The 24,782-nt window shown below is 65.0% G+C and carries 19 protein-coding genes; 8 read left to right on the forward strand and 11 right to left on the reverse strand.

Annotation, left to right across the window (positions count from 1 at the left end; translation table 11 throughout):
• Window positions 1-6: 6 nt before the first annotated feature.
• Both JEY66_RS24110 and JEY66_RS24115 read right to left on the reverse strand, forming a co-directional pair.
• Window positions 7-801, reverse strand: a complete 795-nt coding sequence (locus tag JEY66_RS24110; RefSeq protein ID WP_018271599.1) for an ABC transporter substrate-binding protein — start codon at window positions 799-801, stop codon at window positions 7-9.
• 27 nt (window positions 802-828) lie between these two features.
• Window positions 829-1,605: an amino acid ABC transporter ATP-binding protein gene (locus tag JEY66_RS24115; protein ID WP_016845779.1), complete on the reverse strand. Its 777-nt coding sequence runs from the start codon at window positions 1,603-1,605 to the stop codon at window positions 829-831.
• A 191-nt stretch (window positions 1,606-1,796) separates the two neighbouring features.
• Here JEY66_RS24115 and JEY66_RS24120 point away from each other — a divergent pair, with 191 nt between their 5' ends.
• Entirely contained in the window at window positions 1,797-2,702 is a 906-nt protein-coding gene (locus JEY66_RS24120) for a LysR family transcriptional regulator (protein ID WP_041482655.1), read from the forward strand.
• A gap of 25 nt (window positions 2,703-2,727) precedes the next feature.
• Here JEY66_RS24120 and mfd read toward each other — a convergent pair whose 3' ends face one another.
• Both mfd and JEY66_RS24130 read right to left on the reverse strand, forming a co-directional pair.
• Window positions 2,728-6,246, reverse strand: a complete 3,519-nt coding sequence (gene mfd / locus JEY66_RS24125; RefSeq protein ID WP_018271597.1) for a transcription-repair coupling factor — start codon at window positions 6,244-6,246, stop codon at window positions 2,728-2,730.
• Window positions 6,243-6,533 (reverse strand): FAD assembly factor SdhE, encoded by a 291-nt coding sequence (locus tag JEY66_RS24130; protein WP_016847004.1) that lies wholly within the window; start codon window positions 6,531-6,533, stop codon window positions 6,243-6,245. The genes mfd and JEY66_RS24130 overlap by 4 nt, the downstream gene beginning before the upstream one ends.
• 244 nt (window positions 6,534-6,777) lie before the next feature.
• Between JEY66_RS24130 and recG the strand changes: the two genes are divergently transcribed.
• Complete coding sequence (gene recG, locus JEY66_RS24135; RefSeq protein ID WP_018271596.1) at window positions 6,778-8,886, forward strand: ATP-dependent DNA helicase RecG; 2,109 nt, start codon at window positions 6,778-6,780, stop codon at window positions 8,884-8,886.
• A gap of 17 nt (window positions 8,887-8,903) precedes the next feature.
• On the opposite strand, the gene JEY66_RS24140 is transcribed toward recG, so the two are convergent.
• The 4 genes from JEY66_RS24140 to JEY66_RS24155 all read right to left on the reverse strand — a co-directional run bounded on the left by JEY66_RS24140 (window position 8,904) and on the right by JEY66_RS24155 (window position 12,729).
• Window positions 8,904-9,701, reverse strand: a complete 798-nt coding sequence (locus tag JEY66_RS24140) for a DUF502 domain-containing protein (protein WP_026192753.1) — start codon at window positions 9,699-9,701, stop codon at window positions 8,904-8,906.
• Window positions 9,702-9,807: 106 nt separating this feature from the next.
• Complete coding sequence (glmS, locus tag JEY66_RS24145; RefSeq protein ID WP_018271595.1) at window positions 9,808-11,634, reverse strand: glutamine--fructose-6-phosphate transaminase (isomerizing); 1,827 nt, start codon at window positions 11,632-11,634, stop codon at window positions 9,808-9,810.
• 175 nt (window positions 11,635-11,809) lie between these two features.
• Window positions 11,810-12,457: a hypothetical protein gene (locus tag JEY66_RS24150; RefSeq protein WP_018271594.1), complete on the reverse strand. Its 648-nt coding sequence runs from the start codon at window positions 12,455-12,457 to the stop codon at window positions 11,810-11,812.
• Window positions 12,454-12,729 (reverse strand): hypothetical protein, encoded by a 276-nt coding sequence (locus JEY66_RS24155; RefSeq protein ID WP_018271593.1) that lies wholly within the window; start codon window positions 12,727-12,729, stop codon window positions 12,454-12,456. The genes JEY66_RS24150 and JEY66_RS24155 overlap by 4 nt, the downstream gene beginning before the upstream one ends.
• Window positions 12,730-13,125: 396 nt before the next feature.
• Between JEY66_RS24155 and JEY66_RS24160 the strand changes: the two genes are divergently transcribed.
• Window positions 13,126-15,093, forward strand: a complete 1,968-nt coding sequence (locus tag JEY66_RS24160; RefSeq protein ID WP_018271592.1) for an oleate hydratase — start codon at window positions 13,126-13,128, stop codon at window positions 15,091-15,093.
• A 169-nt stretch (window positions 15,094-15,262) separates the two neighbouring features.
• Here JEY66_RS24160 and JEY66_RS24165 read toward each other — a convergent pair whose 3' ends face one another.
• Together JEY66_RS24165 and JEY66_RS24170 are read right to left on the reverse strand one after the other, a co-directional pair.
• Window positions 15,263-16,057, reverse strand: a complete 795-nt coding sequence (locus tag JEY66_RS24165) for an adenylate/guanylate cyclase domain-containing protein (RefSeq protein ID WP_018271591.1) — start codon at window positions 16,055-16,057, stop codon at window positions 15,263-15,265.
• Between the two features lie 175 nt (window positions 16,058-16,232).
• Window positions 16,233-17,297 (reverse strand): carbon-nitrogen hydrolase family protein, encoded by a 1,065-nt coding sequence (locus JEY66_RS24170; protein ID WP_018271590.1) that lies wholly within the window; start codon window positions 17,295-17,297, stop codon window positions 16,233-16,235.
• Window positions 17,298-17,472: 175 nt separating this feature from the next.
• On the opposite strand from JEY66_RS24170, the gene JEY66_RS24175 reads away from it, so the two are divergent.
• The 4 genes from JEY66_RS24175 (at window position 17,473) to JEY66_RS24190 (ending at window position 21,710) form a co-directional block, all read left to right on the forward strand.
• Window positions 17,473-18,423 carry a LysR family transcriptional regulator gene (locus JEY66_RS24175; protein ID WP_018271589.1) on the forward strand — a complete coding sequence of 317 codons (951 nt, stop codon included), beginning with the start codon at window positions 17,473-17,475 and terminating at the stop codon, window positions 18,421-18,423.
• 77 nt (window positions 18,424-18,500) lie between these two features.
• Window positions 18,501-18,815 (forward strand): DUF485 domain-containing protein, encoded by a 315-nt coding sequence (locus JEY66_RS24180; protein ID WP_016846996.1) that lies wholly within the window; start codon window positions 18,501-18,503, stop codon window positions 18,813-18,815.
• Between the two features lie 12 nt (window positions 18,816-18,827).
• A complete protein-coding gene (locus JEY66_RS24185; protein ID WP_018271588.1) occupies window positions 18,828-20,411 on the forward strand; it encodes a solute symporter family protein in 1,584 nt (527 codons plus the stop codon).
• A gap of 357 nt (window positions 20,412-20,768) precedes the next feature.
• Window positions 20,769-21,710 (forward strand): IS110 family transposase, encoded by a 942-nt coding sequence (locus JEY66_RS24190; protein ID WP_018271587.1) that lies wholly within the window; start codon window positions 20,769-20,771, stop codon window positions 21,708-21,710.
• 67 nt (window positions 21,711-21,777) lie between these two features.
• Here JEY66_RS24190 and glmU read toward each other — a convergent pair whose 3' ends face one another.
• Window positions 21,778-23,136: a bifunctional UDP-N-acetylglucosamine diphosphorylase/glucosamine-1-phosphate N-acetyltransferase GlmU gene (gene glmU, locus JEY66_RS24195; protein ID WP_026192750.1), complete on the reverse strand. Its 1,359-nt coding sequence runs from the start codon at window positions 23,134-23,136 to the stop codon at window positions 21,778-21,780.
• Window positions 23,137-23,320: 184 nt separating this feature from the next.
• Here glmU and JEY66_RS24200 point away from each other — a divergent pair, with 184 nt between their 5' ends.
• On the forward strand, window positions 23,321-24,688 hold the full coding sequence (locus JEY66_RS24200; protein WP_018271585.1) for a hypothetical protein: 1,368 nt from the start codon (window positions 23,321-23,323) through the stop codon (window positions 24,686-24,688).
• Window positions 24,689-24,782 lie beyond the last annotated feature (94 nt).

The following is a 24,782-nucleotide window of genomic DNA, read 5'->3' on the forward strand; positions in this document are numbered from 1 at the left end:
GATGTCTCAGGGCGCGACGATCGGTCCGAGCTTGTTCTTCTCGGCGGCAGCCTTGAGCCGGCCGTCGAGCTTGATGGTGCGAACGAACAGGTTCACGTAGTTCAGCCAGATCTGGTCACCCTGGTTCATGACGTAAGCGTAAGGCGTCACGGACAGGTTTTCCGGCGGCGCCACCGTCGTGGTCCAGTCGAACTGGGCGTTCATTTTGATCGAGGCCGGATAATCGGTCATGACGACGTCGACGCGTTGCGCCATCAGCTCAGCCTGGGTGGTGGCCGGAGGCGCGACCGCGACGGTCTTGGCGTTCTTGAAGTAGGACCGCATGAAGTTCTCGACATAGCTGCCGAGCGAGACGCCGGCGTTGACGCCGGACTTGTCGATGTCAGCCCACGACTTGATCGGACCGTCCTTGCGCACGACGGCATAGACCCCGCTCGTCAGATACGGATCCGAGAACGCGACGGCCTGCGCCCGCTTCATCGTCGCCCCGACGCCGAACATGCCGAGATCGCATTTGTTGGCCTGCAGGTCGGCGATGAAACTGCCAAAGCTGGTCTCCACATAGTCCAGCTTCACGCCCATGTCCTTGGCGAGTTCCCTGGAGAGATCGATGTCGATCCCCTCGAGCTGTCCGCTATCTGGGTTGCGGAACGAAATCGAATAGTACATGGGCCAGATGCAGACCCTGAGCACCCCGCTCTTGGTGATCTCGTAGAGTCGCGATTGCGTCTGCTGGGCAGCCGCCGGCGTCATCGAGAGAAAGAGCGCGCAAACGAAGGCAAGTCGGCGCAGATTTGGCATGAGCTTCAATCTCCTGTCGTGCAGTGATCACTCGTCAAACTGATTGAGAAAGCGCTTGGCGCGCTCGGTCGTCGGCCGTTCGAAAAAGGCGGCCGGCGTGCCGTGCTCAACGATCATCCCCTCGTCCATGAACACGACATGGCTCGCCACGCGCCGGGCGAAGCCCATCTCGTGCGTCACCACGAGCATCGTCATGCCTTCGAGCGCGAGCGTGCGCATGACCTGCAGCACCTCGCGGCGAAGTTCGGGGTCGAGAGCCGACGTCGGCTCGTCGAACAGGAGTATCTTCGGCTGCATGGCAAGCGCCCGGGCGATCGCGACGCGTTGTTGCTGACCTCCGGACAGCCTGGCCGGATAGGCATCGCGCTTCGCCTCCATGCCGACCTTCTGAAGCAGCCGTTCGGCCGTGACGACCGCCTCGTCCCGGCTCACCCCGCGCACGCGCATCGGGGCCTCGATGATATTTCCCAGCACCGTCATGTGCGGCCACAGATTGAACTGCTGGAACACCATTCCGATTTCCGGCCGCACCTTGCGGGCAGCGAGCCGCACATCCGACGATGGCCGGGCCTGCGAGACCGTCGCCCCTTCCATCACGACGCGCCCGTCGGAAGGAACTTCCAACAGCGCCATGCATCGCAGAAGGGTCGTCTTGCCGGAGCCGCTTGGACCGATGATGCAGGTCGACTGCCCGGTGCCCAGCGCAAGATCCACGCCGTTCAGAACGGTGTGGGCGCCGAAGCGTTTGACCACCGCCTCGGCGGCCAGGACCGACGCAGCACATGATGCGTGGCTTGTGTTCATCCCCGCAGACCCTCCAGACGACTTCATCGCGAAACATAAGCAAATATAATGCCAATGCTTCGTCACGCTCAGATTGCGGTAACATTATCTGGAATTTCGCCGGCGTGATGTGCGAAAATTCCTTGTATTATTGGCGTTTCCCTCCATGCTCATACCACGAGCAGCATCGAAACGATATATAGATATTGGTTATGGATCGGCGCCTTGTTGAGATTTTCCATGCTGTTATGCAGCATCGATCGGCAACGGAGGCCGCGCGCGCACTCGGCATATCGCAGCCGGCTGTGAGTACGGCCTTGAAACGGCTGGAGGCGGATGTCGGGTTTGCGCTGTTTCGCCGGGAGAGCCGCCATATCGTGCCTACGCCGGAGGCGCATCTGCTGCACAATGAAGCGATCCGGGCGCTGGCCGGGTTTGCCGAGCTGGAGGACGCCGCTGCCGGGATCTCTGCAGGCAAGCGCGGCGTTCTGACGATCGCGAGTCCGGGGCCTGGGATAGTCTGGCTTCCGGGCGTCGTCAGCCGCTTCCAGCGCGAGCGCCCGTCAACAACGATCAGGCTCCTGACCCGAAGCTCCGAGAATGTCCGGAGCCTGGTCTCGGCGCGTGCATTCGACTTCGGAGTCGCCGAGCCGCCGTTCGACCGCACCAATGTCGTGTTGCGGCGCTACCGGATGTCGCTCGACTGCGTGATGCCTGCAACTCATGCACTGGCTGACCGGAAAGTCGTCACTCCCGATCTTCTCGAGCGACATGATCTGATCATCACCTCGCAGAGCCGATCGACCTACGCCGCGGTATCGCGCGCCTTCGAAGCCAGCGGTACGCCGTTTCATCCGGCGATCGAGTGTGAATTCTTCGCCGTCGCGCTTAACCTCGTCATCGATGGCGCGGGTGTCTGCCTCGTCGACGCGCTCAGCGCGTCCGAAACGCTCAGGCGAACCAGCGGAGCGAGCACGCTCGTCGTCCGCCCCTTCGCGCCGGCGATCCACTACGAGGTCGGAGTCCTCAAGCCGACGATCGGCGAACTCAGCGTTCTCGCCGAGCAGTTCCTGAAACTGCTCGACGACCACGTTGCGCCATATTTGATCCGATCCTGAACGGGGACTTGCGTCGGACCGCGCGTCAAGCCGCCTTCTTGCTCTCGGCGAGATTGGCGAGCTGGCGCAGGATCTCGGTGGTGCCCGCGAGCCGCTCTTCCGGCGTGTCCCACTCCTGGAAGAACACCACCTTCATATCGGGCCGCACCTTGGCGGCCTGGCCGTGCTGGCGGATGAAGCTCACCAGCCGCTCCGGATGCGCAAAGCTGTTGTCGCGGAATGCGATCACGGCGCCCTTCGGGCCGGCGTCGACCTTCCCGACATTGGCCCTTCGGCAATAGGCCTTGATCGCCGCGACCTTGAACAGATAGCGCACCTCGTCCGGCAGCACGCCGAAGCGGTCGCGCATCTCGGCGGCGAAGGCGTCGATGTCCTCGTCGGTGTCGAGATCGGCGAGCCGACGATACAGCGACAGGCGCACGCTGAGGTCGTTGACATAGTCCTCGGGGATCAGGACCGGCATGCCGATCGTGATCTGCGGCGACCAGCGGTCGGCAGCCGGCTCGGCGACGCCGGCCTTGAGGTTGACGATCGCCTCCTCCAGCATCGACTGGTACAGCTCGAAGCCCACTTCCTTGATGTGGCCGGACTGCTCTTCGCCGAGCAGATTGCCGGCGCCGCGGATGTCGAGGTCGTGCGAGGCGAGCTGGAAGCCGGCCCCCAGCGTCTCCAGCGACTGCAGCACCTTGAGCCGCCGCTCCGCCTGCGCCGTGATCTTCTGCTGTGCCGGCAGCGTGAACAGCGCATAGGCGCGCAGCTTGGAGCGGCCGACGCGGCCGCGCAGCTGATAGAGCTGGGCCAGGCCGAACATGTCGGCGCGGTGCACGATCAGCGTGTTGGCGTTCGGGATGTCGAGACCGGACTCGACGATCGTGGTCGAGAGCAGGATGTCGTACTTGCCGTCGTAGAACGCGGACATGATGTCCTCGATCACGGTCGGCGGCATCTGGCCGTGGGCGACCGCGACCTTCATCTCCGGCACGTTCTTGTCGAGGAAGTCCTTGACGCCGGCGAGGTCCTCGATCCGCGGCACGACGTAGAACGCCTGCCCGCCGCGGTAGCGTTCGCGCAGCAGCGCCTCGCGGATCATCAGCGGATCGTGCGGCGCGACGAAGGTGCGCACCGCAAGGCGATCGACCGGCGGCGAGGCAATGATCGAAAGCTCGCGGACACCGGTCAACGCAAGTTGAAGGGTGCGCGGGATCGGGGTTGCCGACAGCGTCAGCACATGGACCTGGGCGCGCAGCTGCTTCAGCCGCTCCTTGTGGCTGACGCCGAAATGCTGCTCCTCGTCCACGATCAACAGGCCGAGATCCTTGAACTTGATGGCCTTGCCGAGCAGCGCATGGGTGCCGACGACGATGTCGACGCTGCCGTCGGTGAGCCCCTTCTTGACCTGGTTGAGCTCCTTGGTCGACACCAGCCGCGACGCCTGCGCCACGTTGACCGGGAAGCCTTTGAAGCGTTCGGTGAAGGTTCTGGAGTGCTGGCGCGCCAAGAGCGTGGTCGGCACCACGACCGCGACCTGCCTGCCCTCCAGCGCCACGGCGAACGCCGCACGCAGCGCTACCTCGGTCTTGCCGAAGCCGACGTCGCCGCAGATCAGCCGGTCCATCGGGCGGCCGATTTCGAGGTCCTTCAAGGTCGAGGTGATGGCCCCTAACTGATCCTCGGTCTCCTCATAGGGGAATCGCGCGCAGAACTCGTCGTAGACGTGCGGCTGCAGCGGGAATTTCGGGGCCTCGTGCAGCTGCCGCTCGGCCGCGATCTTGATCAATTCGCCCGCGATCTCGCGGATGCGGTTCTTCAGCTTGGCCTTGCGCGCCTGCCAGCCGCCGCCACCCAGACGATCGAGCTCGACATTGGCGCTGTCGGAGCCGTAGCGCGACAGCAGCTCGATGTTCTCGACCGGCAGGAACAGTTTTGTCTCGGCGGCATAATGCAGCTCGAGACAGTCATGCGGCGCGCCGGAGACTTCGAGCGTCTGCAAGCCCACGAAGCGACCGATGCCGTGCTCGACGTGGACCACGAGATCGCCGGTCGCAAGGCTCGTCACCTCCGAGATGAAATTGTCGAGCTTGCGGCTCGCCTTGCGCGGCCGCACCAGGCGGTCGCCGAGAATGTCCTGCTCGCTGATGACGGCGAACTCGTCGGTCTCGAAGCCGGATTCCATGCCGAGCACCGCCAGCATGGTTTCGTTGCGCGGCGTCGCCTGCACGATCCGCCAGGTGTTGACGCTGGTCGTGTTCAAGAGCTTGTGGTCGCGCAGCATCGCGCCCATGCGGTCGCGCGAGCCCTCGCTCCACAGCGCGATCACCACCTTCTTGCGCTGGCTCTGCAGCGCGCCGACATGGCCGACCACGGCCTCGAACACGTTGACGTTGGTGTCGGCGCGTTCGGGGGCGAAATTGCGGCCCTGCCGCGCGCCGGCGTCGAACACGTCGGGCGAGCCTTCGGGCACCGCGAACGGCGTTAGCCGCGCCAGCGGCGCATCGCGGAGCAGCTTGGTCCATTCGGCCTCGGTCAGATAGAGCTGGTCCGGCGGCAGCGGCTTGTAGATCGCGCCGCTGCCCGGGTGCTCCAGCGCCTCGCGCCGCGCGTCGTAATAGTCCGATATCTGCGAGAAGCGTTCGCGCGCGGCGTCCTCGCCCTGCGGCTCGATCGCAACCGTCGCGCCGTCGAGATAATCGAACAGCGTGTCCATCCGCTCCTGGAACAGCGGCAGCCAATGCTCCATGCCGGGATGACGCCGTCCCTCGGAGACGGCTTCATAGAGCTGGTCGTCGCGTTCCGGCGCGCCGAACGCGGCGACATAGCCCATGCGGAAACGCCGGATGGTTTCGGTGGTGAGCTGGAATTCCGAGACCGGCACGAGATCGAGCCCGCGCATGTCGAGCAGCGTGCGCTGGGTCTCGGCATCGAAGGTACGGATCGATTCCAGACTATCACCGAAGAAATCGAAGCGCACCGGCTGGTCGAGGCCAGCCGGAAACAGATCGAGGATCCCGCCGCGCACCGCATATTCGCCGGGCTCGCGCACCGTTGACGAGCGGCTGTAGCCATTGTGCTCGAGCCAGGCCACGACCGAATCCATCGGCACCACATTGCCTGGTGCAACCGACAGCGCTTGCGCTGCGACCTGATCGCGCGCCGGCACCCGCTGCACGGCCGCGTTCACGGTCGTGAGCACGATCAGCGGCTTGTCGCTGCCGACCAGCCGCGACAATTTGGCCAAAGCGGTCAGGCGTTGCGCCAAAATGCCGGAATGCGGCGAGACGCGATCATAGGGCTGGCAGTCCCAGGCCGGAACCTGCATCACGGCGATATCGGGTGCAAAGAACTCCAGCGCGCGGGCGAGTTGCTGCATCCGCGCGCCGTCGCGGCACACCACGGCAAGGCTCACCGCCGGACGCTTCGGCTGCGCGGCGATGGCGCGCGCCAGATCGGAGATGACGAGCCCTTCGGCGCCCTCGGCGACGTTGGCGATGGTCAGCACCCGGCCGGGCGCGAGCATCGCGGCCGGTGATTTCATCGGCTGTTTCATGCGCTGGGATCCGCGACCCGAAACGCCTTGATGCGGGCAAACAGCGCGGTCTCGTACTCTGCGGGAAGCACCTTGTCGCCGGTCAGCGCCGCATAGAGATCGGGATCCGGCACCTCGATCAGATGCTCGAGCTCGCCGAGCTCGTGGTCGGACAGTTCGCCAATGGTCGCGTCGGCGAAGCGGCCGAGGATCAGGTCCATCTCCCGGGTGCCGCGATGCCAGCAGCGAAACAAAAGCCGCTTGCGGCGGTCATCGAGCCCGCGGCTCGATCGTGTCGATCCCGTCATGTCCCAAAATCCATCCAACGCCAAAAGCCCGGACGTGCCGGGCGGGCCTGATATAGCCATGGCCATGGCCGATGTCAGCCCTCATTCGCCGCGTTTTGGGGTTTCCCTGGGCGCATGCCGTCACCGGGCTTGCGCGCCGTCGAAGCCTTGTAGCCGGGACCCGGCCGACATCAGCTCCAAAAAAAGACGTGGATGCCCGGCACAAGGCCGGGCATGACGTACTGAAACGGTCTTGGATTCGTCGATGCGCCCAGCCCTGCTCAATCCACTGTTTGCCCAGGTCACGACCCTGCAAGGGGTCGGCCCGAAGCAGGACAAGCTGCTGCGCTATCTGCTCGACCGCAGCGAGACGCCGCGGCTGGTCGACCTGCTGCTGCATCTGCCGGCGAGCGTGATCGACCGCCGCGCCCGGCCGAAGATCCGCGACGCCGCGGTCGGAACCATGGTGACGCTCGAGGTCACCGTCGACCGCCATCGCCCGCCGCCGCCGCGCAATTCGCGCGCGCCCTACCTCGTCTATGCCAGCGACGATACCGGCGACGTCGTCTTGACCTTCTTCCGCGCCCAGCCCGGCTATGTCGAGAAGCTGCTGCCGGTCGGCGAGAAGCGCTACGTCTCCGGCACGCTGGCGATGTATGACGGCATCCCGCAGATCGTGCATCCTGATCGCGTCGTCGATGAAGCGGGCTTTGCAAAACTGTCCGGCATCGATCCGGTCTATCCGCTGACCGAGGGGCTCGCGATCGGCTCGCTCCGCCGCGCCATCGCGCAGGCGCTGACCAGGCTGCCGGATCTGCCGGAATGGATCAGCCCCGAGGTGCTGCGCCGCTGCAACTTCCCGCCGATCAGGGAGGCGCTGACCCGCGTCCACGTGCCGGTCGAGCTGACCGACATCCTGCCCGACGGCCCGTTCTGGTCGCGCCTCGCGTTCGACGAACTGCTCGCCGGCCAGCTCGCGCTCGCCCTGATCCGCGCCACGCTGCGCCGTCCCGCCGGTGTGCGCAACGCCGGCGACGGTCATCTGCGCCGGAAGATCATCGATGCCCTGCCCTATGCGCTGACCAGGTCGCAGCAAGAGGCGGTCGCGGCGATCATCGCGGACCTGCAGCAGCCGGTGCGGATGCTGCGCCTCGTGCAGGGCGATGTCGGTTCCGGCAAGACCGTGGTCGCGCTGCTGGCTGCCGCCGCGGTTGCGGAAGCCGGCAAACAGGCCGCGCTGATGGCACCGACCGAAATCCTGGCGCGCCAGCACATCAAGACCATCGCGCCGCTCGCCGAGCGCGCCGGCCTACGCGTTGCGATCCTCACCGGCCGCGAGAAAGGCAAGGAGCGCCGCGAGCTGTTGGCGCAGCTTGAGGGCGGCGAGATCGACCTCTTGGTCGGCACCCACGCGCTGATCCAGGACGATGTGGTCTACAAGGCGCTGGCGCTTGCCGTGGTCGACGAGCAGCATCGCTTCGGCGTGCGCGAGCGCCTGGCACTGACTTCCAAGGGCGAGGCCGTCGACGTGCTGGTGCTGAGCGCCACGCCGATTCCGCGCACGCTGGTGCTGACTTACTTTGGCGACATGGACGTCTCGGAGCTGCGCGAAAAGCCCGCCGGCCGCCAGCCGATCGACACCCGCGCGGTGCCGATGAGCCGGATCGAGGACGTCATGGACGGCGTCGGCCGCGCGCTTGCCGCCGGCAAGCTGGTCTACTGGATCTGCCCGCTGGTCGATGAATCCGAGGCCGAGGGCACCGAGCATCTCACCAACGCGACCGAACGTTTCGAGAGCCTGCAGAAGAGGTTCGGCGATCGCGTCGGCCTCGTGCACGGCCAGATGAAGGGCACCGAGAAGGATCGCGTGATGGCGCAATTCGCCGAGCACGAGATCGGGCTCCTGGTCGCAACCACCGTGGTCGAGGTCGGCGTCGACGTGCCCGCGGCGACCATCATGGTGATCGAGAACGCCGAACGTTTCGGGCTTGCGCAGCTGCATCAGCTGCGCGGGCGCATCGGCCGCGGCTCGGAAGCCTCGACCTGCCTGCTGCTCTACAAGGAGCCACTCGGCGAGATGTCGAAGGCGCGGTTGAAAGTGATCCGCGAGACCACCGATGGCTTCCGGATCGCCGAGGAGGATCTGAAGCTGCGCGGCGAAGGCGACGTGCTCGGCATCCGCCAGAGCGGCCTGCCCGGCTACCGCATCGCGCGCTCAGAGGTGCACGGCCAGCTGATCACCCAGGCCCGCGACGAGGCGCTGCGGATCATGAAGGACAATCCGAAGCTGAAGGGCGAACGCGGCGACGCGCTGCGCGTCCTGCTCTACCTCTACGAACGCGACGAAGCCGTGCCGTTGATCGGGGCTGGGTAGTATGGAGTGGCGCTTGCCTACTCCACCTTCGCCGGCGCGGGCTGTGTGGCCGGCTGCAGCGAGGCCTGGTTGGCCGAAGCCTGGCTGGCAATGCGCGCTGCATTGGCCATGCCGGCGAGCGCCGCGGCGCGCTTCTGATCGTTGGCGCCGGGCTGCACCACGCCGGCCGACATGATCAGCGTCGCGGCATCCTCGGTGCTCATCTCGATCTCGATGATCTTGCTCTTCGGCACATAGAAGAAGAAGCCGGTGGTCGGGTTCGGCGCGCACGGCAGGAACACCGAGATATGCTCCTCCTCTCCGGGGAAGCTGGCGGCGAGCTCGGTGCTCGGCGCCTGCGAGATCAGCACGATCGACCACATGCCGGGCGAGGGAAACTCGACCAGGCCGACGCGGCGGAAGCTCGAGCCGTTGCCGGAGAACAGCGTTTCGAACACCTGCTTCAGGCCGCGATAGATCGCGCGCACCGCAGGGATGCGGCCAAGCAGCCGTTCGCCGAGATCGACCAGGGTTCGCCCGATCAGGTTGGCGGTGAGGAAGCCGAGCAGCGTCAGCGCGATGACCGCGACGATCAGGCCGGAACCCGGCAGTCCGAACGGCAGATAGGTTTCCGGCCGGTAGGCCGTGGGCACGAACGGGCGGACCAGATTGTCGACCCAGTTCACGAACCACCAGGTCAGATACAGGGTGATCGCAACCGGCCCGGCCACCACGAGGCCGGTGAGGAAATAGTTGCGAAACCGCGCCATCAGCCCGCGCGGGGCATCCGGGGGCAATTCACCGGTCGAGGCGGGAGGCACTTGGTTGGAGGTCATTGCGGTTCCAAGGTCGTCGAAGCGGCGTCGGAGCGGCCGTAGTCCATCACCCAGCTAAGCCATTCTAGCAGCTTTTTGAAGGGCCGCGTGAAGCCGCGGCTTGCGACTATTCGACCGTGACCGATTTGGCCAGATTCCGGGGCTGATCGACGTCGGTGCCCATCACGACAGCGGTATGATAGGCGAGCAGCTGCACCGGAACGGCGTAGACGATCGGCGCGAAGGTCGCCCCCATGTCCGGCATCACGATCGTCACCAGCGACTGGATGGTCGCCTCCGCCGCGCCCTTGGCGTCGGTCATCAGGATGATCTTGCCGCCGCGGGCGGCGACCTCCTGCATGTTGGAGACGGTCTTCTCGAACACCTTGTCGTAGGGCGCGATCACCACGACTGGCATGTGCTCGTCGATCAGCGCGATCGGCCCGTGCTTGAGCTCGCCGGCGGCGTAGCCCTCGGCGTGGATGTAGGAGATTTCCTTCAGCTTCAGCGCACCTTCCAGCGCCAGCGGATAGCTGGTGCCGCGGCCGAGATAGAGCACGTCGCGCGACTTCGAGATCTCGCGCGCCAGCTTCTCGATCTGCACTTCGGTGGTAAGCGCTTCCGACATCAGGCGCGGGATCTCGACCAGGCCATGCACCAGCTTGGCCTCGTCAGCATCGGACAGCTCGCCGCGCGCCTTGCCGGCGGCGACCGCGAGCGAGGCCAGCACCATCAGCTGGCAGGTGAACGCCTTGGTCGAGGCGACGCCGATCTCGGGGCCGGCGAGCGTCTGCAGCACGGTCTCGCTCTCGCGCGCGATCGTCGAGGTCGGCACGTTGACGACCGAGAGCGTGTGCGCGCCCTGCGCCTTGGCGTAGCGCAGCGCCGCCAGCGTGTCGGCGGTCTCGCCCGACTGCGAGATGAAGATCGCAAGGTCGCCCTTGCGCAAGGGAGCCTCGCGGTAGCGGAATTCGGAGGCGACATCGAGCTCGACCGGCAGCCGCGCCAGCCGCTCCAGCCAGTATTTCGCGACGAAGCCGGCATAGCTCGCGGTGCCGCAGGCCGTGATCGAGATGCGCTGGATATCCTTGAAGTCGAACGGCAGTTTCACCGGCATGGTGACGCGCTCGGTCGCCATGTCGACGTAACGCGCGAGCGTGTGCCCGACCACTTCCGGCTGCTCGTGGATCTCCTTCGCCATGAAGTGACGATAGTTCGCCTTGTCGACCAGCGCCGTCGCCGTCGTGTGCTTGATCGCCTCGCGGTGGACGATGGCATTGTCCTTGTCGAAGATCGTGGCGCCCTTGCGGTTCAGCACCACCCAGTCGCCGTCCTCGAGATAGCTGATCGTGTCGGTGAATGGCCCGAGCGCGATCGCATCGGAGCCGAGATACATCTCGCCCTCGCCATGGCCGACCGCGAGCGGCGGGCCGTTGCGCGCGCCGATCATCAGATCGTCCTCGCCCGCGAAGATGAAGCCGAGCGCGAACGCGCCGCGCAGCTGCGACAGCACTGCCCTCACCGCCTCGATCGGCTTGACGCCGCCCTTCAGCAGATTGTCGACCAGATGCACCACGACCTCGGTGTCGGTCTCGGTCGAGAACGCCGCGCCCTTGGCCTCGAGCTCCTCGCGCAGCTCGCGGAAATTCTCGATGATGCCGTTATGCACCACGGCGACGCGCTCGGTGGCATGGGGATGTGCGTTGTTCTCGGTCGGTCGCCCGTGCGTGGCCCAGCGGGTGTGGCCGATGCCGGTATGGCCGCCGAGCGGCTTAGCCTCGAGCCGGGCTTCGAGGTTCTTCAGCTTGCCCTCGGCGCGGCGCCGCGCCAGGCCACCATTCTCCAGCGTGGCAACACCGGCGGAATCATAGCCGCGATATTCCAGCCGCTTGAGCGAATCCACCAATTGCTCCGCGACCGGAGCGCGTCCAAGAATGCCGACGATGCCGCACATGCGGTTCAATGTCCCCAAAAATCGCCGAAAATTTGCCAAAGCGGCGACACGGTCCCTTAACGGGAATCGCCGGCCGCAAGATACTCAATAATTATTGCCGATTGCGACAGTCTTAAACGGCAAGGTTGATGCGAAAGGCTGGTTAATCGGGGCTAACCATTTTGGCAAGAGCGCGTCAGCGGGGACCCGTCGGCGCGGGCCACGGTTTCGCCTCCCAAATCGTGGTCCATTCCTGACCCGCGCCGCACGCAGGCGCACTGACCTCGACGCGAACCACGACAAAGCTTTCGCGACTGGTCGCGTCCAGCCGATAGACATGCCGCAGGTGTGGGCTGGGACACAGGTCCGATCCGGTTTCGGCCTGAAACAAGCCGGCCTCCTCCCTCCATGTGATGAAACCCGGAGTGTCCGTCGTACCGAAGCCGTCCAGCGCGACGTACGGAAATTCCATTGGCTTTGGTCTGATGACGTCGGAAAGATCGAACGCGCGATGCGATCCGGTCACGGAAAGGCGACAGAACATCAGGGCGAGACGATGCCCGGCCACTTTCATGAAGCGAACCGGCAACTTTTCGATGTCATTCCTGTATTTGCAGCCGGATTGCTCGGCCGCAAGCGCGAGCATCCTTGGCACCAGGGCCGGATCGGAAATTTCAAAGTCCGTGCGTCCATTGGCAAGGCTGCTCCATTCGCGAAGCGCCTCGCGTCGTGCATTGATGCTCGAAGTTTCGTCGCCGCGCGCGACCGACACGAGCGACGGACCGGCCGTGAGAAGACCTCCGAGCAGCACCTTGATCAATCCAGCGATCAGCCGCGCGCTCACGGTTCCCATCCCCGGCCACGCAGCCAGACGTCGCGGCAGGTAACCAGCATGCCGTGCAGTCCGTTCTTGAGGAAAAACAGATAGAGCGCGAACAGCGGCACGAAGCTGAGCCGATCGCCGCCCCAGGAAACGAACTCGGGTTGGTCGTGCGTCTTCCGGGATAGCACCGCCAGCTGTCCGGTCTCGGCCCATTGGTAGAGTCGTGCCGCGCTGAAGTACGTCACCAGGCTGCAAAAGACTCCAATCAAAACGGTCGCAGCAAGTTTGCGCATGACGTGTTGTGCCTCGTCGCCTCCTAAGAGCGATGAAACCGCAGACGGCAAACGCCGCTAGCCGCATCAATACGTCATTAACGCCTTTCGGCGAGGCCAGCCGACGCCGGAGGTAGTCGGCGCTCCCAGAAGGTGATTGGCGGCACGCTATGGCGGCGCATCCTCGGCGCGCGGTAGAGACGCACCTACGATCCCTGACCGGCGCGCGGCGATCCGGTCAACCTCCCCAAATCACTGAAAATTTGCCGGCTCCGCGACACCCTCCCTTAACGAAGCATCGCCGGTCGCGCCGCAACATCTTCGCCGCAACCGGGCCCGGGCCAGAAAATGACATGGCGAACTGCCAACATCGGCCCCACGGAGATCGCGAAAGCCAATCACGCAGAAAGGTCGCCAATGACTGATGTCGCAGCTTCCGGCACGCCCACCTTCGAGGTCGAAACCGACGCGTCCAGGCGCTACTGGCACAACGGGAGCCACAACACGCTGCCGCCGCCGGACATGATGGGCGCTTACATGCGCAACCGTCCCGTGTCGAAACAGCCGGTCGAAGCCCGCAAGGCCTGGATCATCGGCAGCGGCATCGCGGGACTGGCCGCGGCCTTCTACATGATCCGCGACGGCGGCATGAAGGGCGACGACATCACCATTCTCGACACCATGCACATCGAGGGCGGCTCGCTCGACGGCGCCGGTGATCCCGAGATCGGCTACATCATTCGCGGCGGTCGCGAGATGAACTGGAACTACGACAATCTCTGGGACATGTTCCAGGACGTCCAGGCGCTGGAATTGCCCGAGGGTTACAGCGTTCTCGACGAATACCGGCTCGTCAACGACAACGATCCGAACTTCTCCAAGGCGCGGCTGATGCACAAGCGCGGCCAGATCCGCGACTTCTCGACGCTCGGCCTGTCGAAGCCGCAGCAATGGGAATTGATCCGCCTGCTGCTGAAGCGCAAGGAGGATCTCGACGACATCACCATCGAGCAGTACTTCAGCCCGGGCTTCCTCGAGACCAACTTCTGGTTCCTCTGGCGCTCGATGTTCGCCTTCGAGAACTGGCAGAGCCTGCTCGAAATGAAGCTCTACATGCATCGCTTCCTCGATGCGATCGACGGGCTGACCGACATGTCGGCGCTGGTATTTCCGAAATACAACCAGTTCGACAGCTTCGTCCGTCCGCTGGTGACGCATCTGCGCGAGCGTGGCGTCAAGGTGCAGTTCGATACCCGCGTCCACGATCTCGACATCAAGACCGACGGCGATGCCCGCACGGTCACCGCGATCCACGCCAAGGTGGGCGGCGCCGACACCACCATTCCGGTCGGTCCGAAAGATCTGGTCTTCGCGCTCACGGGATCGATGACCGAGGGCACCGCTTATGGCGACATGGACCACGCCCCCGTTCTTCAGCGCGGCAAGCATGATCCGGGTGAGGCCAGCGACTGGACGCTGTGGACGAACCTGGCGAAGAAATCGCCGATCTTCGGCAAGCCCGAGAAGTTCTACGGCAATGTCGACAAGTCGATGTGGGAGTCGGTCACGCTCACCTGCAAGCCGTCGCCCTTCGTCGACCGGCTGAAGGAGCTTTCGGTCAACGATCCCTATTCCGGCAAGACGGTCACCGGCGGGATCATCACCTTCACCGACTCCAATTGGGTGCTCAGCTTCACCTGCAACCGGCAGCCGCACTTTCCGACCCAGCCGAAGGACGTCCTGGTGGTCTGGGTCTATGCATTGCTGATGGACAAGGAGGGCAACTACATCAAGAAGCCGATGCCGGCCTGCACCGGCCGCGAGATTCTGGCCGAGCTCTGCTACCACCTCGGCATCGAGGACAAGCTGGATGCGGTGGTGGCGAACACCAAGGCCCGCCTCGCCTTGATGCCCTACATCACCGCGATGTTCATGCCCCGCGCGGCGGGCGACCGGCCGCATCCCGTCCCCGCGGGCTGCACCAATCTGGGCCTGATGGGCCAGTTCGTGGAAACATCGAATGACATCATCTTCACGATGGACAGCTCGGTCCGCACCGCGCGGGTCGCGGTGTACACGCTGCTCAAACTCGCCAAGCAGGTGCCGGACATCAGCCCCACGCAATATGATATCCGGACCATCCTGAAGGGCGCCCGTGCCTTGAACAACAACGAACCGTTCCCGGGCGAACGCCTGCTGCACCGGCTGCTCGACAAGACCTACTACGCCCACATTCTCCCGCCACTGCCCGAGCCCGATTCCACGCGGCGCGGCAGTGCCGAGCGCGAGCTGGCGGGACTTCTCGGCAAGGGCGATCAGGCGCTCGGCGCCATCATCGGCTGGCTGGAACGGATTCGAGAGAGCATCTCGACCCGCAAGGGCTAGAGCACGGTCCGGGAAAGTGCGATGCGGATTTCCGAAAAGATCATGCTTTGACGATGGTCCGAACGGCGACGGCGGCTCAACCGGATCTCATCGCGCTGTAGCGCGTCGAGCCATCAGCGTGTCGCGCCGGCGTTGATCGCAACGCCGACGTCGATCCCTGCCGGACGCCCTAATGCTCAACCCGATAGAGCCGCCATCGCTCCGGCACGCCCTTGAGCTGGTGCGCGCCGCGGTCCTTGAAGCGGATTTCGGACTTTGACATCAGGTCCTTGACGGCGCTCGAGACCAGCACTTCGCCGGCCCGCGCTTTCGCTGCGACGCGCGCGCCGATGTGAAACGCAAGACCGATCACCTCCGCCCCACTCACCTGGTATTCGCCCGCGTGCAGTCCGACCCTGATCTCCAGCCCCAGCGTTCGCACGGACTCGCGGATTGCGGTCGCGCAACGGATCCCGGCTGCCGGCGCGCGGAACGTCGCCAGCACCCCGTCCCCCGTCGTCACGACTTCCTTCCCCCGCAAGGCCTTCAGCTCCCTGCGCACAGCGACGTAGTAGTGATTCATCACCGTCGCCCAGCGCGTGTCGCCGAGCCGCGCGGCCTTTTCGGTGGATCGGACGATATCGACATAGAGGATCGTGGCGAGCGCCTGTTTGAGCTGCGAGTCCCGGTCGACGGTTCGGCGCCGGTTCGCGATATTCCCAGCCAGCGGTTCATAGCGATGGCTGCGTCGCCGCGCGATGGCGGCCTTGGTGTAATCCTGGGCGCGCTGCACCGTGCGGCAGCGAATGGTTTTTTCCTGCGGTGGAAACGTCCAGTAGACCTTTCGCCCGTCGCCCGCGCCATCAACCTGCACGGCGCCCCATTTCAGGAAAACCGTCGAGCCGGCCCGTCGAATGCACCATGCCTTCGACGTGTATCCGGAAACGTTCGACTGATGGACTCCGATGCGAAGGAATTTTGGCATGAGCGTCCGGCCGATCGAAGAAGCGTTTGGCAGCCTACCCAGGGTAAAGCGTAGCCATACATTCCTGCGTTGGCAACGGTGCAGGTTTTCGGACTATCGAGAATGCCGGACCGCGATGTCCGCGTAGAGTCCCGCACGCGGACAAAGGATTGTATAAGGCAGCACCAGCTCTTCGTCAGCTCCGATAGTCGCGGCCCTGACCGTTCGAACCGGCGTCGGCATCGACAGCCAGAATTGCCGCGTCCTGCACTTGCGCTATCGGCAGATCTGCATCTCGGAATCGCGCGGGGGTCAACCGGCTGCGGTCGACCGTCACGCCGAAGATGTCGAAGCGGTTGTAGTAGCCGACCACGTCGTGAAACTGTTTCGGCTCGACGCAGCGATTGAGATCGATCTCCGCGTAGGCGATCCCCTCCTCGTCCTGCAATCCATCGCCGAAGACGCTGCCCGTCGGATCGACGAAGAAGCTCGCCGCACGTGGTGTCTGGTCGATCACGTCTGCGATCGTTCGATCGCGTTCAATGAGGAAGGCGCGCAGCGCCTGGTCCATGTAGCCGGCGGTGACGATCCCGAATACCTTGGCTTCGAAGCAATGGGCGCTGGCCCGGATGCGGTTGGCGGCCACGTTGTCGAAATTGCCGCCGCCGGCCGGGCGCCGGGTGGGCCACATCGGCGGCCAGCTCGAAATGTGGACCTGCTCGCCCTGCGCCATCAGCGCGAAGCGGGCCAATGGATTGGTATTCTCGCCGCAGATCAACCCGCCGATCCGGCCCTGCCGCGTCTCCGCGACCTTAAGGCCCGCACCATCCCCGGACGACCACACCAGCTTCTCATAGAAGGTCGGAACCAGCTTGCGGTGATGGATGAGAATTTCTCCGGTCTCGCCGATCAGCAGGTTCGAGTTCCACAGCCCCCCGACGCTGACGGCCGAGCGCTCGCTGATGCCGATCGAGACCGTGACGCCGAGGGCGCGCGCCTCGGCGCAAAGCCGCGCCACTTCCGGTCCGTCCGCCAGCACGGATTGCTCCGCCATGCGCACGAACAGATCGTGGTTGTCGATTGGAGGCCACAGCGCGGCCCAGACCGGAAAGGCGGGAATATAGGTTTCGGGAAACGCGATCAGCTCGGCGCCGGCCCTGGCCGCCTCGCGAATGATGGCGATCGCCTTTTCGGTGGTCGCCCAGCTGTCGAGGAAGACGGGCGCGGCGTGGACGGCAGCAGCCTTGAAACGAGGAAGCATGTCGAAAATCCCGGCTAGGACTAGGGGAGCGAAGCGGTATCATCCCTGCCTTGCCGGCGTGCATGGGAATTGTCGCAAGGTCGCTTGCGAAGGATCGGAACCGCCACGCGCTGGAACGGGAATTGCTTTGCTGACAAGGGCCGCAATTTCAACGGCCGCAACCGGGAGGCAGGTGATGTTCGACACGATCAACTGGGACGATCTGCGGGTGTTTCTCTGCGCCGCCCGCGCCGGCAATCTCAGCCAGACCGCGAAACGGCTGCGGCTCGACCATTCCACCGTCAGCCGGCGCATCGCCCAAATGGAAGCTTCCCTCGGGGTGGCGGTGTTCGAACGCCACCGCACCGGGCTCAAGCTGAACGAGGTCGGCGAGCGGTTGCTGCGTCATGCCGAGCGGGTCGAGAGCGCGGTGATCGCCATCCGCGAGGAGGCCAGCGCCAGCGACACCCAGGAGCTCGTCGGGACCGTGCGGCTCGCCACCATGGAGGGGATCGCCTCGCTCTATCTGGCGCAACGCTTTGCCAAGCTGCGGCGCACCGCGCCACAGCTCACCGTCGAACTCGTCACGTCCGCCCAGACGGTCTACGTCCATAAGCGCGAGGCCGACCTGTTCGTGTCCTTCTTCCGGCCACCCGGTCCGGGCCTGATCTCGGAGCGCATCGGCAAGTTTCGACTCGGGCTATTCGCGAGCCACGACTATCTCGACAACCATGGGATGCCCGCAAGCCTGCGCGACCTGCAGGATCATTGGTTCGTGTCCTATATCGAGGATCTGATCCAGGTCGATTCGGTGCGCTGGCTCGCCGACGTCATCGAAGAGCCGAAAATCGCCTTCCACTCCAACAGCATGATCGCGCAGATGAACGCCGCGGCGGGCGGCCTCGGCATCGTGATGCTGCCGAGCTTTGCCACACGGGACCGGCCCGACCTGATACCCGTGCTGCCCACTCTCGCCGGCACCGTTCGCGAGGTCTGGCTCAACGTCCACAGCGATCTGCAATTCGCCCCGCGCATCCGCGCCGTCCGCGCTTTCCTGAAAAACACCCTGAAGCAGGACCCCGACATGCAGGTCACGCTGGCCGATGTCGTGCCGCAGCCGCGCACAGCAGATTGCAAAAATCCATAATTCCCTTCCGTCAGACCCCGGCTGAAGCTCGTCCGATTGGCGCAAGCAGAGCGCGCTGAAGTTTTGAGGGGGCCGATATGAACGTGGTTATTCCCGGCAATGCCGATCCGGCGCCGAGCGGCGGCGCATTGGCCAAGAAAGCGGCCGAGCAACTGGCCAGGAAGCGGCTGACCGTCGCGCTCGTTCTGAGCGTTGCGATGATCGCGATCTATTTCGGCTTCATGGGGCTTTTCGCGTTCGACAAACCGCTGCTCGGCACCATCCTGATGCCCGGCCTGTCGCTTTGCATCGTGCTCGGCCCGCTCGTCATCATCTCCTCCTTCGTGCTCTGCCTGGTCTACGTACTGTGGGCGAACCGGGTGTTCGACGCAGGCGTTCGCGAGCTTCGCTAAGGGGACAGGCAAATGGGCAGCAGCACGCTTTCGATCGGGTTCTTCTTCGCCTTCATGGCGTTGACGCTGGCGATCACCTATTGGGCTGCGCGGCGGACGCGCACCACCGAGCACTTCTTTGCCGCCGGCGGCCAGGTCACGCCGTGGCAGAACGGCTGGGCACTCGCGGGAGACTTCCTGAGCGCCGCGGCCCTGCTCGGAATTGCCGGCATCGTCACCTCGAACGGCTTCGACGGCATGATCTATTCGATCGGGTGGCTGGTCGGCTGGCCGATCATTCTGTTCCTGATCGTCGAACCATTGCGCAATGTCGGCCGTTTCACCTTCGCCGACGTCGTGGCCTATCGCCTGCGCCAGCGCCCGGTGCGCCTCGCCGGCGCCATCGGTACACTTGCCGTGATCCTGTTCTACCTGATCGCGCAGATGGTCGCGACAGGATCGCTGATCAAGCTGCTGTTCGGCCTGCCCTACACCTGGTCGGTCATCGTCGTCGGCAGTGTGATGCTGGTCTATGTGCTGTTCGGCGGCATGTTGGCGACGACCTGGGTGCAGGTGGTCAAGGCCGTGCTGTTGATGGGCGGCGGCATCCTGCTCGCCTTCCTCGTGTTGACCCATTTCGACATGAATCCGCTGAAGCTGTTCGCCGCGGCGTCCGAGAAATACGGCACCAAGGTGCTGCAGCCGGGATCGAAGGTGGTCTCGGGTCAATGGGATGCCATCTCGCTCGGGCTCGGCCTGATGTTCGGAACCGCCGCGATGCCGCATGTGCTGATGCGGGCCTATACGGTGAAGGATTCCAAGGCCGCACGGCTGTCGATCCTCTATGCCACCGGCCTGATCGGCGTGTTTCATCTCATGGTCTTCATCATCGGCTTCGGCGCCATGGTGCTGGTCGGCCCCGAGGCGGTGGCCAAGGCCGGAGGCGGCGGCAACATGGCAGCGCCCCTGCTCGCACTCACCGTCGGCGGCAATGCGTTCTTCGGCTTCATCTGTGCGGTCGCGTTCGCGACCATGCTCGCGGTCGTCGCGGGGTTGACGCTGTCGGGCGTCGCCACGCTCTGCCACGACGTCTGGACCAATGTGATCCGCAACGGCACCGCTTCGGAGACCGAGCAGCTCAAGGTCGCGCGGGTCGCGACTGTTCTGATTTCCATCCTCGCCATCGGCCTGGGCATCGCGTTCGAGGGCCAGAATGTCGCCTTCATGGCGGGACTTGCGTTCTCGATCGCCTGCGCCGCCAACTTCCCGTCGCTCGTGCTCGCCATCACCTGGCGCCACTTCACGACGCCTGCTGCCGTGGCGAGCATCCTCGTCGGCACGCTGAGCTCGCTGGTGCTGATCTATCTGTCCCCGACCATCCAGGTCGACATTCTCGGCAAGCCGCTCGCCGCGGTCGAGCATCAATGGTGGTTCGTATCGCTGCGCAATCCCGCGATCATCAGCATGCCGCTATCCTTTGCGGTCGCGATCCTACTGTCGCTGGTCACACGCGAGAAGAACGCAAGCCTCGCCTTTGACGAGATGCAGCGGCGCATCCTGCTCGGACCGGTCCAGCCGAAGACCGACGAGCCGCGCCAGGCGAAGAATGCGGCATGAACCGGGTCAACCGATCGACGTTGCGATCAGCCCGTTGCGAACCCCGTCACCCGATGCGGATGTGTGACTCACAGATCGCGCAACACACTCAGTGTCGTCCCGGCGAAAGCCGGGACCCATAACCACCGACGGTCATTGCCTCACGATGCTGGAACGACGAGTCCTGTCCCCAACTTCCGCCGCGGAGTATGGGTCCCTGTGTCTTGGAAGTGTGTCAGGATGAGGGTGGGCGGGAAGCCGTTGGGTCCTTGGCGCTTGACGCCGTGAGCCGGCTCGGTCTCCCGCCCGTTCCATCTATCAACCTGAACAGTTGCACGAGGCTGCACCAACAGACCTCGCATCACAGGGACAGGCACCGTGATCATAGCTCTTCGTTACGTCGGAATCGACATCTCCAAGAAACACCTCGATATCTTTGATGAGGCTGACGGCGTGCCGAGGCGCATTGCCAACGCGACACAGGCCATCACACAGCAGGTGGCGCGTTGGCAATGCGATGCGCTGGTGGTCTTCGAGGCGACGGGTATCTATGACCTCGCGCTTCGCGAGGCGCTGCGTCAGGCCGGGATCCAGTTCGCACGGATCAACCCGGCCCGTGCCCGCGACTTTGCACGGGCCAGCGGCCTACTCGCCAAGACCGATCCGATCGATGCGCGGATGCTGGCGGCCTTTGCGCGGGCCATGCAGCCCGCCCCCGAGCAGGTCGCCGATCCTGCACGGGGCGCCTTGGCGAGGCTTGCAAAACGGCGGGATCAGCTGGTCCTCATGCGCGCCCAGGAGAAGAACCGGCGCAGCGAGGCCGACGATCGCGCCATGGCCGAACGCATCGGCCGCCTCATCGAGGTCCTCGACAGCGAGATCGCCGAGATCGAGGCCGACATCAGCGCATTGATTAAAGCCGAAGCGCAGATCGCGGACGATGCGAAGTTAATGCGTTCGCTGCCCGGCGTGGGTCCCGTGGCCTGCATGCAGCTCATCGCGCAGATGCCGGAACTCGGGCGGGTCGGACCGAAACAACTCGCAGCGCTCGCTGGCCTTGCTCCCTTCAACGTCGACAGCGGCACCTTCCGCGGCAAGCGCAAGATTGCGGGCGGCCGAAAGCGCGTTCGTGACGCCCTTTATATGGCGGCCCTCAACGCAGTTCGCAGAGCTGATCCGTTCAAGGCCTTCTATGCACGACTGCGACAGGCCGGAAAACCAGCCAAACTCGCCCTCATCGCCGTCGCCAGGAAGCTGCTCACGGTCCTCAATGCCATGATGCGAGACCGAAAGCCGTACCTGCAGACCAAACCAACATAACAGTTGCCGGCTTTCGCCGGGACGACACCTTATGGTGAGACAGGCTCGCAAATATGTCGCGAGAAGATCACTTCCCCTTCGCAGCCTTCTCCTTCAGCTTCGCCGTGCGGTAGCGCGCGGCGCCGCCTTCGCGGATGGACTGCTCGCTGCGCTCGAGCGCCATCGCATCGTCGGGAACGTCCTTGGTGATCACCGAGCCCGAGCCGATATAGGCGCCCTTGCCGATCGTCACCGGCGCGACCAGCGACGTATTGGTGCCGATGAAGGCGCCCTCGCCGATCAGCGTCTTGTGCTTGAGGAAGCCGTCATAGTTGCAGGTGATGGTGCCGGCACCGAGGTTGGAATTGGCACCGACATGGGCGTCGCCGACATAGGAGAGATGGTTGACCTTGACGCCGGCCTCCAGCCTCGAACCCTTGGTCTCGACGAAATTGCCGATCTTCACGCCGTCGCCGAGCGAAGTGCCGGGCCGCAGCCGCGCGTAGGGTCCGAGCTCCACCTTCTTGCCGATCGTAGCCTGAGTGATGTGCGAGAAGGAATGGATGACGGCGCCGTCGTCGATCGACACGCCGGGACCGATCACCACGAACGGCTCGATCGTGACGTCCTTGCCGAATTTGGTGTCGGCGGCGAGATAGACCGTCTCCGGTGCGATCAGGGTCACGCCGGCTTCGAGCGCCTGCTTGCGCAGCCGCGCCTGCATCACGGCCTCGGCCTCGGCGAGCTGCGCCTTGGTGTTGATGCCGCGCACTTCGTCTTCGCTGGTCTCGATCACGACGGCCTCCAGTCCGAGTTCCCTGACAATGCCGACGGCATCGGTCAGATAATATTCGCCCTTGGCATTGGCGTTGCCGATCTTCTCGATGATCGCGAGCGCCTTCTTGCCGTCGAACGCCATCACGCCGGCATTGCACAGCGTGATCTTGCGCTCTTCGGCGCTGGCATCGGCCTGCTCGCGGATCGCAACCAGCTTGCCGTTCTCGACCACCAGGCGACCGTAGCCGGTCGGGTCGGCGGCATGGAAGCCGAGCACCGCAAGCGCCGCGCCGTCGCGCAGCGGCGCGCGCATACGGGCAAAGGTCTCGGCCGAGATCAGCGGCGTGTCGCCGAATGCGATCAAGAGGTCGTCGGCGCCGCGGGCGATCGCCTCACGCGCCGCCAGCACCGCATGCGCGGTGCCGAGCCGTTCGCGCTGCACGAAGGTCTGCGCGTCGGGTCGCACCCGGCGTGCCTCGGCGGCGACCGCCTCATGGTCCGGACCGATCACGACCGCCAGCTGCGATCCCTCGCCGGAGGCCGCGGCGTTGAGCACATGCGCCAGCAGCGGCTGCCCGGCCACGGGGTGCAGCACCTTCGGCAGTGACGAGCGCATCCGCGTGCCCTCGCCGGCCGCAAGCACCACTGTCAGGCTCGTTCGCGCAGTCATTCGCAATCCTCAATGTCGCGCGCAGTTTCGCTGCGCAAAGCTTTCTTCGAGGCCGTCTTTAATTGTTTTCCCCGGCAGAAGAAACCGATTCGCCTCCGTGGCGCTCCGGATTCAAGTTCCCGGTCCATTTCCTGTTAATCTTTGCCTCGTGATTCGGCGGGCCTTGAGGAGGGCCAAGCGGGCTTTGGCCAAAGATCGCGACAATCTGGCGGCGGAATTCGACACCGAGAACACCACCGGCTTTTTGGCCGAGGAGGATGCTCTGGATCGCCGCATGCTGTGGCGGCTCGGCTCGTGGGGCGTTGCCGCGGTCGGCGCCGTCACCGTCGCGGTGATGGCCAACCAGTCGGCGTTGACGCTGCGGCGCGACCAGGTCGCCGCAGCGGACCTCGCGCGACAGGCCCAGCAGTTGCAGACGCTGGCAAAGGAGAGCCACAACGAGACACGCCGGCTGGCGTCCGCGATCGACACGCTCAACGGCGACCGCGACCGGCTGTATTCGCGCGTCACCACACTGGAGCAGGGCCTCGACTCCGTGACCGGCGCGATCGCCAGGCAGCGGCCGGCACCATCGCCCTTGGCAGCGGCGCCCTCGCCCGCAACCGCCAGTTCGTCGCCCGCCGCCTCCGCTCCAACCGTTGCCGCTGTCGCAACGACGCCGCCGGTCGCATTGGACAAGCCTGCGGCGATCGACAAGCTGGCCGCAGCGGGTGACAGCAAGGCGACTGGGCCGATCGAGAAGCCGGTTGCGGCGGCCGAAAAGCCGGCAACGGCCGACAAGAAACCGGCGCCCGCGGCCGCCAAGCCGCAGGCCGGCGCGGAGAAGTCGCCAGCCTCCGACAATTCGCCGCCGAATTCCGCCACGGCCGCATCGATCGCCAGTCCGATGAGCGCCGCGGCGGCCGTCGCCGAGGATGCCCCCGCTGCGCCGGCGCCAGTCGCGGACAAGCCGCTTGCCGACAAGCCGGTCCTGGCATCGCTCGATCCTGCGGCGAACAAGGCAACCGAATCGGTCAAGCCGCCGACCGCCAACGATGTCACCGCCGCACCGATCCCTCCGCTGGTGATCGCAGCGGATCCGGACGCCGAGGACGATGCGCCGCAGGCACAGATCCACCGCACCGAGTTCGGCGTCGATCTCGGCACCGCCAATTCGGTCAATGGACTGCGCGCGCTGTGGCGCGGCCTGTTGAAGTCGAAGGCCAATGCGCCGCTGGCGGCGCTGCGGCCGATCATCGTGATCAAGGAGAACAGCAACGGGCTCGGCATGCAGTTGCGCCTGGTGGCGGGACCGCTGAACGACGCCGGCACCGCCGCCAGGATCTGCGCGGGCCTCAGCCTGGTGCAGCGGACCTGCGAGACGGCGATCTATGACGGCCAGCGGCTGGCCCTTAACGAGCCGCCCGCCGGAGCCAAGCCGGCGCCGTCGCATCGGCGGGCCGTGCCGAAGCGCGCCGTCGCACCGCCGCCGCAACAGCAGCAGCCGGTCGCCGAGGACAAGAAACCGGAGCCGACCACGATCTCCTCGATGTTCCGGCGGAACAGCCAATAATCATGTCAGCCAAGGGATTGCGGCCGGATTTTCAACCGATTTCGATGCTCCGACCGAGCTTGTCCCGCAACCCGATCCCGACCATAGTGCCGCG

The organism is Bradyrhizobium elkanii USDA 76 (assembly GCF_023278185.1).
Lineage (GTDB): Bacteria > Pseudomonadota > Alphaproteobacteria > Rhizobiales > Xanthobacteraceae > Bradyrhizobium > Bradyrhizobium elkanii.